14 protein-coding genes and 1 other RNA gene are annotated in these 13,887 nt (G+C 54.8%); 4 read left to right on the top strand and 11 right to left on the bottom strand.

The annotated features are described in order from the left end of the window. Positions 1-6 precede the first annotated feature (6 nt). The 9 genes from mraY to rsmI form a co-directional block, all read right to left on the bottom strand. Positions 7-1,089 carry a phospho-N-acetylmuramoyl-pentapeptide-transferase gene (gene mraY / locus B3729_RS06775; protein ID WP_019366777.1) on the bottom strand — a complete coding sequence of 361 codons (1,083 nt, stop codon included), beginning with the start codon at positions 1,087-1,089 and terminating at the stop codon, positions 7-9. Further along, positions 1,089-2,456 carry a UDP-N-acetylmuramoyl-tripeptide--D-alanyl-D-alanine ligase gene (locus B3729_RS06770; RefSeq protein ID WP_286787458.1) on the bottom strand — a complete coding sequence of 456 codons (1,368 nt, stop codon included), beginning with the start codon at positions 2,454-2,456 and terminating at the stop codon, positions 1,089-1,091. The genes mraY and B3729_RS06770 overlap by 1 nt, the downstream gene beginning before the upstream one ends. Further along, entirely contained in the window at positions 2,449-3,912 is a 1,464-nt protein-coding gene (locus tag B3729_RS06765; protein WP_286787699.1) for a UDP-N-acetylmuramoyl-L-alanyl-D-glutamate--2,6-diaminopimelate ligase, read from the bottom strand. Before B3729_RS06765 ends, B3729_RS06770 begins: the two co-directional genes overlap by 8 nt. Then, the gene (locus B3729_RS06760) at positions 3,909-5,657 is read right to left on the bottom strand and encodes a peptidoglycan D,D-transpeptidase FtsI family protein (RefSeq protein WP_409438616.1); all 1,749 of its coding nucleotides are present in this window, start codon (positions 5,655-5,657) and stop codon (positions 3,909-3,911) included. Before B3729_RS06760 ends, B3729_RS06765 begins: the two co-directional genes overlap by 4 nt. Continuing rightward, positions 5,654-5,947 (bottom strand): cell division protein FtsL, encoded by a 294-nt coding sequence (gene ftsL, locus B3729_RS06755; RefSeq protein ID WP_010795323.1) that lies wholly within the window; start codon positions 5,945-5,947, stop codon positions 5,654-5,656. Before ftsL ends, B3729_RS06760 begins: the two co-directional genes overlap by 4 nt. Beyond that, positions 5,944-6,882: a 16S rRNA (cytosine(1402)-N(4))-methyltransferase RsmH gene (gene rsmH / locus B3729_RS06750; RefSeq protein WP_286787697.1), complete on the bottom strand. Its 939-nt coding sequence runs from the start codon at positions 6,880-6,882 to the stop codon at positions 5,944-5,946. The genes ftsL and rsmH overlap by 4 nt, the downstream gene beginning before the upstream one ends. 2 nt (positions 6,883-6,884) lie before the next feature. Further along, positions 6,885-7,340 (bottom strand): division/cell wall cluster transcriptional repressor MraZ, encoded by a 456-nt coding sequence (gene mraZ, locus B3729_RS06745; protein WP_010795325.1) that lies wholly within the window; start codon positions 7,338-7,340, stop codon positions 6,885-6,887. A gap of 291 nt (positions 7,341-7,631) precedes the next feature. Beyond that, positions 7,632-7,989: RNase P RNA component class A (rnpB, locus tag B3729_RS06740), an RNA gene on the bottom strand. A 51-nt stretch (positions 7,990-8,040) separates the two neighbouring features. Beyond that, positions 8,041-8,889, bottom strand: a complete 849-nt coding sequence (rsmI, locus tag B3729_RS06735; protein WP_019366781.1) for a 16S rRNA (cytidine(1402)-2'-O)-methyltransferase — start codon at positions 8,887-8,889, stop codon at positions 8,041-8,043. Between the two features lie 122 nt (positions 8,890-9,011). Between rsmI and B3729_RS06730 the strand changes: the two genes are divergently transcribed. Genes B3729_RS06730 through B3729_RS06715 form a run of 4 tightly spaced genes read left to right on the top strand, consistent with a single transcriptional unit; the run spans position 9,012 to position 12,324 of the window. Then, positions 9,012-10,766 (top strand): penicillin-binding protein activator, encoded by a 1,755-nt coding sequence (locus B3729_RS06730; RefSeq protein WP_286787457.1) that lies wholly within the window; start codon positions 9,012-9,014, stop codon positions 10,764-10,766. Then, entirely contained in the window at positions 10,763-11,134 is a 372-nt protein-coding gene (locus B3729_RS06725) for a YraN family protein (protein ID WP_010795328.1), read from the top strand. Before B3729_RS06730 ends, B3729_RS06725 begins: the two co-directional genes overlap by 4 nt. Before the next feature lie 27 nt (positions 11,135-11,161). Then, positions 11,162-11,755: a phosphoheptose isomerase gene (locus B3729_RS06720; protein WP_010795329.1), complete on the top strand. Its 594-nt coding sequence runs from the start codon at positions 11,162-11,164 to the stop codon at positions 11,753-11,755. Then, a complete protein-coding gene (locus B3729_RS06715; protein ID WP_010795330.1) occupies positions 11,752-12,324 on the top strand; it encodes a BON domain-containing protein in 573 nt (190 codons plus the stop codon). The genes B3729_RS06720 and B3729_RS06715 overlap by 4 nt, the downstream gene beginning before the upstream one ends. A 51-nt stretch (positions 12,325-12,375) precedes the next feature. Here the strand turns inward: B3729_RS06715 and B3729_RS06710 are convergent, their stop codons facing one another. Continuing rightward, complete coding sequence (locus tag B3729_RS06710) at positions 12,376-12,921, bottom strand: glycine zipper 2TM domain-containing protein (RefSeq protein ID WP_010795331.1); 546 nt, start codon at positions 12,919-12,921, stop codon at positions 12,376-12,378. A gap of 55 nt (positions 12,922-12,976) precedes the next feature. Further along, positions 12,977-13,885, bottom strand: coding sequence for a protein translocase subunit SecF (gene secF, locus B3729_RS06705; RefSeq protein WP_010795332.1), 909 nt, complete (start codon positions 13,883-13,885; stop codon positions 12,977-12,979). Between the last annotated feature and the right edge of the window lie 2 nt (positions 13,886-13,887).

The following is a 13,887-nucleotide window of genomic DNA, read 5'->3' as shown; positions in this document are numbered from 1 at the left end:
GTTGTCTTACCTCAGCTTCAACGTAGCCAGGCCGATCAGCACCAGAATTACGGTGATGATCCAGAACCGGACGATAACGCGCGGCTCAGGCCAGCCTTTGAGTTCAAAATGGTGGTGTATCGGTGCCATGCGAAAAACACGACGGCCGGTGAGTTTGAAGGAGGCAACCTGAATCATTACTGACAGGGTCTCCATCACAAACACCCCACCCATGATGAAGAGCACGATTTCCTGTCTGACAATGACCGCAATGGTGCCCAGTGCCGCACCCAGCGCCAGTGCGCCCACATCCCCCATGAAGACCATGGCGGGATAGGTGTTGAACCATAGAAAGCCCAGTCCGGCTCCGATCAGCGCGCCACAAAAGACGATTAGCTCACCAGAGCCTTCTACGTAGGGAATCAGCAAATAATCAGCAAACTTTACGTTACCGGATAGGTAGCAAAAGATACCCAGGGCACCACCTACCATTACGGTCGGCATAATGGCCAGACCGTCCAGGCCATCAGTCAGGTTAACGGCGTTACTGGATCCGACGATCACAAAGTAGGTCAGCACAACGAAGAAAATCCCAAGCGGGATTTCGATGTTTTTCAGCAGCGGGACAATGAATGTCGTCTCGATAGGTGTCTTGGCTGTCACATAAAGGAAGATTGCTGCTCCCAAGCCGAAGACCGATTGCCAGAAATATTTCCACCGGCTGGGTAAGCCTCGAGAATTTTTTTCGATTACCTTGCGATAGTCATCCACCCAACCAATGGCACCGAACAAGAATGTAACGGCCAGCACGGTCCACACATATCGGTTGGAAAGATCAGCCCAAAGCAGCGTGCTGATACCAATCGACGTCAGGATCAGCGCGCCCCCCATCGTAGGCGTACCCGACTTCGAAAGGTGCGACTGCGGGCCATCGTTACGTACTGCCTGACCAATCTGCCGTATCTGCAAGGTACGGATCATCCACGGGCCCAAGGCAAGCGAAAGCACAAGCGCTGTCAACACGCCAAAAATGCCGCGTAGGGTCAGGTACTGAAAGACCGCGAAGCCCTTGTAAAACTGTTGCAGGAACTCCGCCAACAGCAGCAACATCAGTGTTTCTCCTCAACATCTTTATTGCACAGAGCGAAAACGACGTTATCCATCGCCGCACTACGCGAACCTTTGATCAAAAATGTGGACTCAGGAGCCGCCTCGAGAAGCAATGCCTCGATTAACGCAGCCCGATCGTCGAAATGCCGTGCATCGGTCCCGAATGCCTCAGCGGCATGCTTCATGAGAGGACCTACGGCGTAGAAAGCGGATACCTTACCTTTCGCATACTCGCCGACTTCGCGGTGAGCAGATTCAGCCCATTCGCCCAACTCACCCATATCGCCCAAGACAAGAACGGTACGGCCAGAAAACCCTGTCAGTACATCGACAGCGGCTTTCATGGAGCCGGGGTTGGCGTTATAGCTGTCATCGATAACACGTGAATCGTTGATACCCAGCTTGCTTACCGTCCGCCCCTTGACCGGCTGCAACGCCTCAAGCCCCTGGACAATATGCGCAAGCTCCACACCCAGGGCATGGGCGGCCGCGGCTGCGGCCAGTGCATTGACAACATTGTGCTCGCCCAGCAGATTTAGCTGGATATCAGCAGAACCCGCAGGGCTGAGCAGTGTGAAGGAAGGGCAGCCACGAGCATCACGAACAATATTCGCAGCCCGGAACATAGCCGTGTCATTCAGGCCAAAGCTGATAACGTTGCGCCCCTTGGCACGTTTTCTCCATATTTCGAAGGCCTGATCGTCTCGATTCAATATGGCAGTGCCGTTTGCTGCCAACCCCTCCAGGATTTCACCCTTGGCTTCGATAATCTTTTCGACGCCACCAAACTCTCCTACATGGGCTCGCCCTGCATTGGTAATGATCGAGACGTGAGGATGGGTCAGTCCTACGGTATAGGCGATCTCGCCCAAGCGTGAGGCTCCCAGTTCGATAACGGCATACTGATGACTCTGCTCCAGCCTCAATAGCGTCAGCGGAGCACCCAGGTCGTTGTTCAGATTGCCTTGAGTTGCCAGTGTCGAGCCCAGCGTATTCAAAATGGCAGCCAGCATTTCCTTGACTGTGGTCTTGCCGCTTGACCCCGTCACGGCAACCACAGGGCCAGAAAACGAAAGCCGGGTAAGCTCACCTAACTGCCCCAGGGCGACACGGGTGTCTTTGACGATCAGCTGAGGAATGTTCAGGTCAGGCTGCGCTTTTTCTACCAATGCAGCGACAGCGCCTTTCGCCGCTACGCTGGATAGATACGCGTGACCATCGAACCGAGGCCCTGTAAGTGCAACAAAGAGCTGTCCAGCCTCAAGTGTGCGACTGTCCGTAGAGACCGCTGTAAAACTTACATTTCCACCTTTCAGGGAAGCTGAAAGCGGTTCGGTCAAATCCTGGAGAAACATTGGTTTAAGCATGGCTTTCATCCCTTGCAACCAGCTCGCGAGCGGCCTGCTCCAGATCAGAGAAAGGCATCCTGACCCCGTTGACCTCCTGATAGTCCTCATGCCCTTTTCCAGCAATGAGCACTACGTCGTCACGGGAAGCCTCTCCAATGGCATACGCAATGGCTTCGTCGCGAGCGGGTATAAATGTGGCACGCGCCGGTTCATTAAAGCCGGCACGAATATCGTCGATAATTCGAGCGCTGGACTCGGTACGAGGATTGTCATCGGTAACGATAACGGCATCGGCCAGCCGCTCAGCAATGCGAGCCATCAGCGGGCGCTTGCCACTGTCTCGATCGCCACCACAGCCAAACACGCAGATCAATCGCCCCTTGGCATGAGGGCGTAAGGCAACCAGAACCTGCTCAAGCGCGTCAGGGGTATGGGCATAATCGACAACGACCAGGGGTTGCGTACCGCCTCCCAGACGCTGCATTCGCCCGACGGGTCCCTGAAGCTCAGGCATTACACGCTGGATATGGCTGAGAGTGAACCCCATACCCAGCAGAACCCCTGTCGCTGCGAGCAAATTGCTGAGATTGAAGCGACCAATCAATGGGCTGACCAGCCTGGCCTCTCCCTCTGGCGTTACAAGACTCGCCTCGATACCCGCATCGCTAAAAGCGATGTGTTTGCAATACAGCGTAGCGGCGGGATTTTCCAGGCTGAACGTAATAAGCCGAGAGGCATGCTCGACTTCAGCCAGACGACAGCCCTGCTCATCATCCAAATTGATTACACGTGCCCGTAAAGACGGCCACTGGAAAAGCTTGGCCTTTGCGGCGGCGTAAGCCTCCATCGTGCCATGATAATCAAGATGATCTCGAGACAGGTTGGTGAACACGGCCACATCAAACTGCACAGCCGCCACACGGCCCTGCTCCAGACCATGAGAAGAAACCTCCATTGCAACAGCTCGAGCACCCTGCTCCTTGAGTGCAGCCAACGCTGCCTGAACCGCAAAGGGATCCGGCGTGGTATGCCGACCGGCCTCAAGTGCTCCCCAAAACCCTGTCCCCAACGTGCCTACGATGCCGCAGCGCTGCCCTAGGCGATCACAGGCTTGGGCGATTAACTGCGTCACGCTGGTCTTACCATTGGTACCGGTAACGCCTATCAGCGTAAGAGCAGCGCTGGGCTCGCCATAAAAACGCCCTGCAATGGCTGAAAGCTCGACGCCAAGCTCTTTGACTGGCACAAGAGGTACCGAAGCGGGAGGCAAATCGGGGGCTTGATCTGCCTCATAGACGATTGCCGAGGCACCATTGGCAATCGCTTCGGCAATATGTAAACGCCCATCACGCACTCCGCCAGGTACTGCAAAAAAAACGGATCCTGGTTGGATACGTCGACTGTCCAGGCAAAGTGCTTTTACAGAAACATCACTACTGGCCTGCGGTATCAACCGGGTGAGAGACATCATCAGCCACGCCCTCCACTGGATACTTCAGTAGCGCTGGCTTGCTCCTGCTCTGGCAACGGAGCGACATTGTCGGGGGAAACATTCATGAGTCGCAAAGCACCCGCCATGACTCGGCTGAAAACAGGCGCAGAGACCACGCCGCCGTAATATCCGCCCTTGCTGGGCTCATCAATGACGACCACCATGGCAATACGCGGATTGCTGGTCGGCCCGAAGCCGGCAAAAAGGGAACGGTAGGAGTTCTGTGTATATCCTTTGGCACCCACTGCGGCCTTACGGGCGGTACCACTCTTGCCAGCCACGTGATATCCCGGCACCTGAGCACGGAACACGCCGGTAGGCGCTTCAACTACCTGCTGCAGCATTCCCTGAAGGGTTTTAGCTACCTGTTGAGGGACCACCTGGGAGCCTTGAGGGGAACGTTCGACGCGTGTCAGGGACAGCGGGATAAAACTTCCATCATTGGCTAACGTGGCGTAGGCATGCGCCAACTGGATAGCGGTGATGGAAAGACCATAGCCATATGACAATGTGGCTGTTTCTGCCGGATGCCACTTACGGTAGTTGGGTAGATTACCTACACGCTCACCGGGAAAGCCCAGACCAGTGTCCTGCCCAAGGCCGAACTGGCGCATGGTGTTGTAAATGGTTTCGCCGCCGATATCGAAAGCAATCTTGCTCATGCCCACGTTACTGGACTTGATCAGAATACCTGTCAGGTCCAGGGGGCTCTGGCTGCGAGCCACGTCCTTGATCGTGTAACGGCCGATCTGCAGATAACCAGGATAAACATTCACCGTGTCCGATGGCTTCCAGCGTCCACTTTCAAGAGCAGCGCTCATCGAAAGCGGCTTCATGGTGGATCCTGGCTCGAACACATCGATCATGGCCCGGTTGCGCATGCTGGCCGGGTTCAGATTGCGACGGTTGTTCGGATTGTAGGTAGGCTGATTAACCATGGCGAGGATCTCGCCAGTCTTGACGTCAACCATCGTCAGGCTACCGGACACTGCGCCAAACTGCGCCAGTGCGTTGCGCAATTCGCGATTTGCAAGGTACTGAAGGCGCAGGTCAATGGACAAGGCAATCGAATTGCCCGGCTTGGCGTTTTTTGCAACCTGAACGTCCTTGATGACTCGACCTCGCCGGTCTTTTAGAACCTGCCGTTTGCCTGGGACACCAGCCAGCCAGTCATTGAACGCCAGCTCAACGCCTTCACGGCCGCGATCATCAATGTCGGTAAACCCCACGACATGTGCAGCCACTTCACCCGCCGGATAAAAACGGCGAAATTCCTCGATGTCATAAACACCAGGAATCTTGTGCTGCTTGACCGTAGCCATGACGGCTTCGCCCTGCTCCGGTGTTATTCCCCGAACCAGGTAAAGAAACTCTCGATTGGAATTCTGCTCCAGACGCTTTGCCAAATCGCCGTAAGGCTGACCTACAGACTCCGCCAGAATCGACCATTTTTCCTTGGCGCCGGCCAGCTCCTTGGGGTTTATCCAGATTGTGCTGACAGGCGTACTGACAGCCAGCGGCTCACCATTACGATCCGTGATCAGGCCGCGGTGGGCAGCAATAGGAATAGTTCTGACGCTTCGGGCATCTCCCTGCCCCTTGAGGAAGGCACGATCAATGACGTGCAGGTCAACGACACGCCAGCCAATAGCGGCGACCATACCTGCCAAGCCAATGACAACCAGGCGAAATCGCCATGGATGTTGAATGCCCCCCAGCTTCATCATGGCGCCACCATCTTGATCTCTTCAGGATCAGGAATGCGCATCTTGAGTTGATCGCTGGCTAATGCTTCGATGCGGCTGTGAGCCGTCCAGGTGCTTTGCTCAAGTAACAGACGCCCCCATTCCGCCTGGGCCTTGTCTCGAACGCTCAACTCGGAATACAGGGTATTAAGCAACTGCCGGTTCCAGTGGGCGCTGTAAGCGACAGCAACAGCGGACAGCAGGACGGCTATGAATAGAACCAACATGGTCGTACTGCCCTTGGGCAGACGCTTTACAAAGAGACTACTCATCGCAGCTTCTCCGCAATACGCATGACTGCACTTCGGGACCGAGGGTTGACGGACAGTTCAGCCTCGGAGGCATATACAGGCTTGCCTACCAGCAAGGCGCGGGGCTCAAAAGCCTGCGTACGAATAGGAAGATTCCGTGGAAGCTTATCGACCTCACCCTTAGCCAGGCGACGCATGAAGAGCTTGACGATTCTGTCTTCCAGAGAGTGAAAACTGATCACTACGAGCCGGCCGCCTATGGCCAGGCTTTCAAAGGCCGCTTCCAGACCTCTTTCCAGATCGCCCAACTCGTTATTGATGAAAATCCGGATACCCTGAAACGCTCGCGTGGCAGGATGCTTGCCTTTTTCCCAAGCAGGATTCGCGTCAGTCAGTACCTGGGCCAGATCAGCCGTACGCGTAAAGGGTGTGACGTCCCTGCGCTGTACCACAGCCCTGGCCATCCGCTTGGCGAATCGCTCTTCGCCGTACTCTTTGAATACGCGAGTGATTTCATCTTCCGGTGCGGTTGCAATCCACTCAGCGGCGCTTATACCGTGAGAGGGATCCATACGCATATCCAGAGGACCATCATGCATGAAGCTGAACCCGCGCTCGGGATCATCCAGTTGAGGAGAGGACACGCCCAAATCGAGAAGCACGCCATCCGTACGTCCCATCCAGGCGCGCTGCAACAGTTCTTCGCCTATGTCGGCAAAGCTTCGCTGCACAATGACAAAGCGGCCATCTTCGGCCGCCAGTGCTTGTCCCGACTGGATCGCTTGGGGATCCTTGTCGAAACCAAGCAGGCTTCCGCTTTTAAGTCGTGCAAGAATTGCGCGGCTATGCCCTCCGCGGCCAAATGTGCCATCGACATAGAGGCCTTCGGGACGCACAGCCAGGGCTTCGACGGCTTCGTCGAGCAAGACAGTGACATGGCTGAACGTAGTGGTCATATTCACAGGATTAAATCGCGCAGTTCTTCCGGCAAACCGCCGGGTTCCTTGATTGCCTTGAGGTCGCTTTCACACAGACCATTCCAGGCATCCTCATCCCACAGCTGAAACTTGTTCAGCTGCCCTACCAGTACAGCGCGCTTATCCAGACGAGCATAATCCCTCAAGCGGGGCGGCACTAAAAAGCGCCCGTTCCCATCAAGCTCAAGGTCTACCGCATTACCGATTAGCAAACGCTGCAAACGACGTGTTTCTTCTCTTAAAGACGGAAGTTCACGGAGTTTGCTTTCGATGATTTCCCATTCGGGAAGGGGATAAACGCAAAGGCAAGTATCAATGGCATCAATCGTTACGATGAGCTGGCCGGCACAGCGCTCTAGAAGCTCATCACGATACCGGCTCGGCATCGTAAGGCGCCCCTTGGCGTCAAGGCTGATGGCATTCGCTCCACGGAACAAGTTGCTTCTTCCTTTGGCTGGCTTTCCCTACCATTAAATCCCACTTTTAACCACTTCGTACCACCGGGCACACTATATTGACGCGCTCCCCCCACCGTCAAGGCGAGGCCATTGCACAAAAAGGCTTGCAGACTAAGGAGTTACAGAAATTATGGGGCTTTTAGCGAAACGGTGACGAACATACTTTTCCGACAAACGGAAATTAACTCAACTAATTGCCTCGACTAGTTAAAGTAATTTCTCAGATAGGGTTATCAGTAAGGATGTGAAGCAAGAGAAGGGAGAGAGTGAGTGGAGAGTCGATCTGTAAGCCGGGTTCTGTCGAGAACAGTCATTCCTCTAGGACAGCCATCACTGACTGCCTCAAGCAACCTACCCGAATCCAGCGCGGGCCACGCCTATGGATTCCTATTTGGTCTTGCTCCAGGTGGGGTTTACCTAGCCACGAACTGTTGCCAGCCGTGCGGTGCGCTCTTACCGCACCTTTTCACCCTTACCGGCGCTTGCGCGCTTAGGCGGTTATTTTCTGTGGCACTTTCCGTAGGCTCACGCCTCCCAGGCGTTACCTGGCACCTTGCCCTATGGAGCCCGGACTTTCCTCCCCTCCTGCTGCTTGCGCAGCGGGAGCAGCGACTGTCCGATCGACTCTCCGGGCGCAAGGGTACCTAGATGCCAGGCGTATAACAACCTTGATCTTTTCCTAATGCTTGTTCTGTTGCTCCAAAGCAAATTGGTACAGCATGTTCTTACGCTCTCCCGTGATTTCAGCGGCCAACGCAGCCGCGCGTTTGAGAGGCATTTCAGCGAGCAATATATTTAAAATTCGCACCGCCTCAGGGGGCAGAGAATCCTTTTCAGCCGACTCATAACCCGAGATCAGTAAAACGCACTCACCCCGCTGCTGATTGGAATCGGATCGGATCCACTCGACCAGTTCACCAAGCGGTGCGTCCTTGATGGTTTCAAACGTCTTGGTCAGTTCACGGGCTAATACAGCAACGCGTTCGCCTCCCATGATTGCAGCAAGATCTTCAACACTTTCCAGCAACCGATGGGGCGCCTCGTAGAAAATCAAGGTCCGCTCTTCCTGCTTCAAGGCGTCCAGGCGGCTTCGTCGCGCCGTGGCCTTTGCAGGCAGAAAGCCCTCGAAAATGAACCGGTCAGATGGGAGCCCGGCCGCTGATAGTGCCGCTATGACAGCACTGGCTCCCGGAACTGGCACAACAGGGATTTGCGCAGCACGCGCCTGTCGCACCAGATGGAAACCCGGATCGGAAATCAGGGGTGTTCCTGCATCGGAGACCAGAGCAACACTTCCCCCTTCGAGCAAACGGTTGATGAACCGCCCACCCTGCTCGCGCTCATTATGATCATGGCAAGCGGCCAGAGGGGTATTGATCCCGAAATGCTGCAACAAGCGCGAAGAATGGCGCGTATCTTCAGCGGCAATCAACGACACTTCTTTCAGAATGCGAAGCGCCCGAGCACTGATGTCCTCCAGATTACCTATGGGGGTCGCGACGATATAAAGCGTGCCGGGAGTGCTCATAATGAAACTCTTGTATCAATAAAGGCCTCCATTGTACGCGTTTCGAGGCATCGCTATTCGCGCCGCTCACCAGCACTCGCTACAATCCAGCCAATTAATTGTTTTGCGCCAGGAATTACGCCATGACTGTTCGCCTGCGTACGCTAGTTAGCGTTCCACTTATTAGCCTACTTGCCGCCTGTGCAAGCTCGCCTTCCAACACATTGGGTGAGCTGCCTCGTATCCCCCAGGCCAACATACAGCAATTGCTTGAGCAGGCAGGTAGTGATACATCAGAGAAGGCCAACATGTTGCGCCTCTCCGCTGCCGAGATTGCCTGCAAGCAGCAAAACTTCACGCAGGCCAAGCAGATACTGGGCAGCATTCAACTGCAGCAATTGAAGCCTATACCGCAGGTATACGCCGGCACCCTGAGAGGCGAAATTGCTTTAGCGGAAAATCAGCCAAAGGAGGCTCTGAAAGCACTCCAACAGCCTGGCTTCGAACACCTGAGCGAGCTGCCTGTCGAGCAGCAGATCAGTGTATCCATGGTAAAGGCACGCGCCCTGCAGGCAGACAACCAGACCCTGGCGGCAGTCAAGGAGCGCATTTTCATTGCCCCGCTTCTCAAAAGTGATCAGGCCAGCGCCAACCACGAAGCCATCTGGAGTCTGATTTCGGCTCTTCCTGCCGACCAACTCCAACCTGTGGCAGGCAACAATGAGCTTAATGGCTGGCTGGCACTGGCCGCTATCACTCATTCAAACGGCTCACTGGATGATCAGCTCGCCGCCATTGACGACTGGCGCAAGCAGAATCCAAATCATCCAGCCGCCTCGCATCTTCCGCAAGCGCTTGAAAAGCTGCGCAACCTGGAGCAACAGCCGCTGACACATATCGCCTTGCTGCTACCGCAACAGGGACAACTTGCCAATGTATCCCGCGCCTTACAGGACGGCTTCATGGCTTCGCTTTACGAGAGTCAGCAAAACGGCCAGACACCTCCTGCCGTATCCTTTTACGACAGCACACAGGTCCGCTCCATTGACGACTTTTATCGTCAGGCCAAAGCCGACGGCGCCCAGCTGGTGGTTGGTCCGTTAGAGAAAAGCTTGGTCAAGCAACTCAGCGATCATCAACAGCTACCTTTGCCTACTCTTGCGCTCAACTACAGCGACAGCCAAGGCGTAGGCCCAAAGCAGCTCTATCAGTTCGGTCTGGCGGCAGAGGATGAGGCACGCGAAGCGGCCGACCGCGCAGCGGAAGAAGGCAAGCACACTGCGGTAGCGATGGTTCCGCGCGGCGATTGGGGCGACCGTGTACTGGCAGCCTTTGACCAGGAGTGGCGGGCAAAAGGCGGCATGCTGCTTGGAGCCGAGCGAATCGATCAGCCGGTAGAGCTGGCACGCCAGATTACGCGTCTGCTGCAAAACCGTCAGGGCGGGCAAAGCATCGACTTTATCTTCCTTGCAGCAACACCCCAACAGGCTCGCCAGATCAAGCCTACGCTGGCGTATCAATATGCTGGAGATATACCCGTCTACGCCACTTCACACCTGTATTCCGGCAGCAGCAACCCTGCTCAGGATCAGGACCTGAACGGAATTCAGTTCTGCGAAACACCGTGGCTGCTTAATACCAACGATCCTGTTCGCCGCAAGGTCGTTACCCAGTGGCCCCAAGCGTCCAGCAGCCTGGGTCGCCTATATGCCATGGGAGTAGATGCCTACTTGCTTTCTACTCGTCTGCCACAGCTCAAGGCGCTCCCCAATACGCAAATAAATGGCCTGTCAGGTGACCTGACGCTAAGCCCAACGCAGCGCGTGGTGCGCAGACTACCTTGGGCCCAGTTCGTCAATGGGCAGGTTCAGCCCGTTTCACAATCCGGTACGCTGTGAAAACCACGACGCGAGAAAGTGGGCAGGCCGCCGAAGATCAAGCGCTTGCCTACCTGCAGAAACAAGGGCTCAAACTTGTAGTCCGCAACTGGTCGCGGCGTAGCGGCGAGCTTGATCTGGTCATGCTCGACAGGGATACAGTAGTATTTGTGGAAGTACGCTCCAGGCGTCATATTGCCTGGGGCGGAGCCGTTGAAAGCATTGACGCCAGAAAGCGTCAACGTCTGATTGCAACCGCACAGCTTTTTCTTCAAAGCGAGTCTCGTTGGGCTAAATCCCCTTGCCGCTTTGATGTTGTTGCGCTCAGCCCTGCTGTCGGCAGTACCTCTTCGCATCTCGAATGGATAAAGAACGCATTCGATTCCTGAGTAGTTTTACAAGGTCAAGCAAACCCGATGGACACGCAAGCCCGCATTACCAAACTCTTCCTGGACAGCATTGAGACCAAGCGTCAGGCCATGGATGTGCTTGTTCCTCACATCGAGCATGCCAGCCAGGTAATGGTCAATGCACTATTGAATGAAGGAAAAATCCTGTCCTGCGGAAACGGTGGCTCCGCAGGAGATGCCCAGCATTTTTCATCAGAGCTTCTCAATCGTTTTGAGCGTGAGCGCCCAAGCCTGCCCGCCCTCGCCTTAACAACCGACAGCTCGACCCTGACCTCAATTGCGAACGACTATAGCTACAACGAAGTCTTCTCAAAGCAAATTCGGGCGCTGGGCCAGCCTGGCGATGTACTGCTTGCCATTTCCACCAGCGGAAACTCAGCCAATATAATCCAGGCCATACAAGCTGCCCATGACCGCGAGATGACAGTTGTAGCGCTTACCGGGCGAGACGGGGGCGGCATGGCCTCGCTGCTTCTGCCAGAAGATATCGAGATTCGCGTCCCAGCCAAAGTAACAGCACGCATTCAGGAAGTGCATCTGCTAGTCATCCACTGCCTATGCGACCAGATAGATCAGCAACTGTTCGGGAGTGAAGAATGAAAAAATGCTTGGCACTGTCCTGCCTCGCCCTCACCGTCGTACTCAGCGGCTGCAGCGGCTTTCTAAGCGCAACCCGTGACGACCCCATCGCGGACAACCGCGGCACGCGGACCATCGGTAGCAAGATTGATGATTCACTGATCGAGACCAAGGCAAAAGTGAATATATCTAAGGCCAACCCTGACCTGGATAAGTCGCACATTGTCGTTGTCAGCTATAACGGAGTAGTTCTACTGGCCGGCCAGACTCCACGTCCAGAACTCAAGGCGCAGGCCGAGCAGGTTGCGCGCAATGTACAACGTGTAAAGCTGGTTCATAACGAACTCCAGGTACTTGAGCCTTCCTCACTACTGGCTCGCAACAACGACACCTGGATCACCACCAAGATCAAAAGTAAGATGCTTACTGATAACAGTGTGCCTGCCTCTCGTATCAAGATAGTCACGGAAAATGGCATTGTTTACATGCTTGGCCTGGTGACGCACCAAGAAGCCAATCTGGCCACAAACGTTGCTCAGAGCGTCTCTGGTGTTCAAAGGATCGTGAAACTCTTCGAGTACATTGACTGATTCGAGCATAAAAAAACCCGCCATATGGCGGGTTTTTTGTGGTCACTTTTCTTACTGTACGGAAGCAGTCTGCTCGGCCAATACCAGCTGACCACCCTGTACGGGGATCTGCTTACCGGGATCACGATCCATGCGGACTTGCCCCACCTTGCCATCCAGTAGATACTTGACGTCGTAAGCCACCACTTTTTCGCTCGCGTCTGTAACCGTGCTGCAGCGCTTTTGCGTGGTGGTATAGGTATCGGAGTTCTGCATGTGCTCCTGGGTTTTGTTACCTACGTAACCTCCACCCACAGCCCCGGCGACAGTGGCAAGCTTCTTGCCATTACCCCCGCCGACCTGATTACCCAGCAGACCACCGACTACAGCGCCGATGGCAGTTCCGGCAATCTGATGCTGATCCTGTACAGGCCTGCGATGTGTAACCGCTACATCCTTACAGACTTCACGGGGCGTTTTGATCGTTTCCTTGACCGGTTGGACGGCTACGACCTCAGCGAACTTTGGACCTCGATCTGAAACACCATAGGCAACAGCACCTCCAGCCGTAACCAGAACTGCGCCCAATACCGTTCCAACGAGCATCGATTTATTCACGTCAATCTCTCCTGATTTACCAACAAGGCATCCACCTTATTCCGAGCCTTGGACATCAAGGCCTGTCATCAAGTTCCTTTGCTGCTGGTGGTATCAGGTCTTCCGAGTTCAAATTCAGCCAGATCAACACAACGTTTGCGATATAGATCGAAGAATAAGTTCCTGCGAGCACACCAATAAACAAGGCAACCGAGAAACCGAAGAGGTTATCGCCTCCAAAAACCAGCAATGCTGTAATTGCCAACAACGTGGAAATGGATGTCGCCAAGGTTCTGAGAAGTGTCTGCGTAGTAGAGATGTTGATGTTATCGATCAGGCTTGCTTTGCGTAAAACACGGAAGTTTTCACGTACCCGGTCAAACACCACGATGGTGTCGTTCAATGAATAGCCAATGATAGCCAGTACTGCAGCCAGAACGGTCAGATCGAACGTAACCTGGAAGAACGACAGCACACCAAGCGTAACAATAACGTCGTGCACGAGAGACAGGATCGCGCCCAACGCAAACTTCCATTGGAAACGAAAGCCGACGTAAAGCAATACCCCGCCCAGCGCCAGAAGCATTCCGAGTCCACCCTGGTCCCGCAGCTCTTCCCCTACCTGGGGACCTACGAACTCGACACGCGTAACAGAAGCCGGATTATCGTTACTGGCCTGCTGCAGCGCAGCCGCAACCTTCTGACCTAGCTGCGCATCGTCGCCAGGCATACGTACCAGCACATCGGTAGTCGCACCAAAGCTCTGAACAACAGCATCCTTGAAGCCCGAACGCTCCAGTTGAGTACGAATGCTTCCCAAATCCGCTGCTTTCTCATAACGCAGCTCAATCAGGGTTCCGCCTGTGAAATCCAGGCCGAAATTGAGTCCCTTGATAGCTAGGCTACCAATGGCAATCAATGTAAGCACCAGTGTCAGGGCGAACGCAACATTGCGTACGCCCATGAAATTAATGGTTCGTTTCATCG

Source organism: Pseudomonas sp. UBA3149, assembly GCF_002364655.1.
Taxonomy (GTDB): domain Bacteria; phylum Pseudomonadota; class Gammaproteobacteria; order Pseudomonadales; family Pseudomonadaceae; genus Chryseomonas; species Chryseomonas luteola.
The sequence above is the reverse complement of the archived record's forward strand: the minus strand, read 5'-3'. Positions and strand labels throughout refer to the sequence as shown.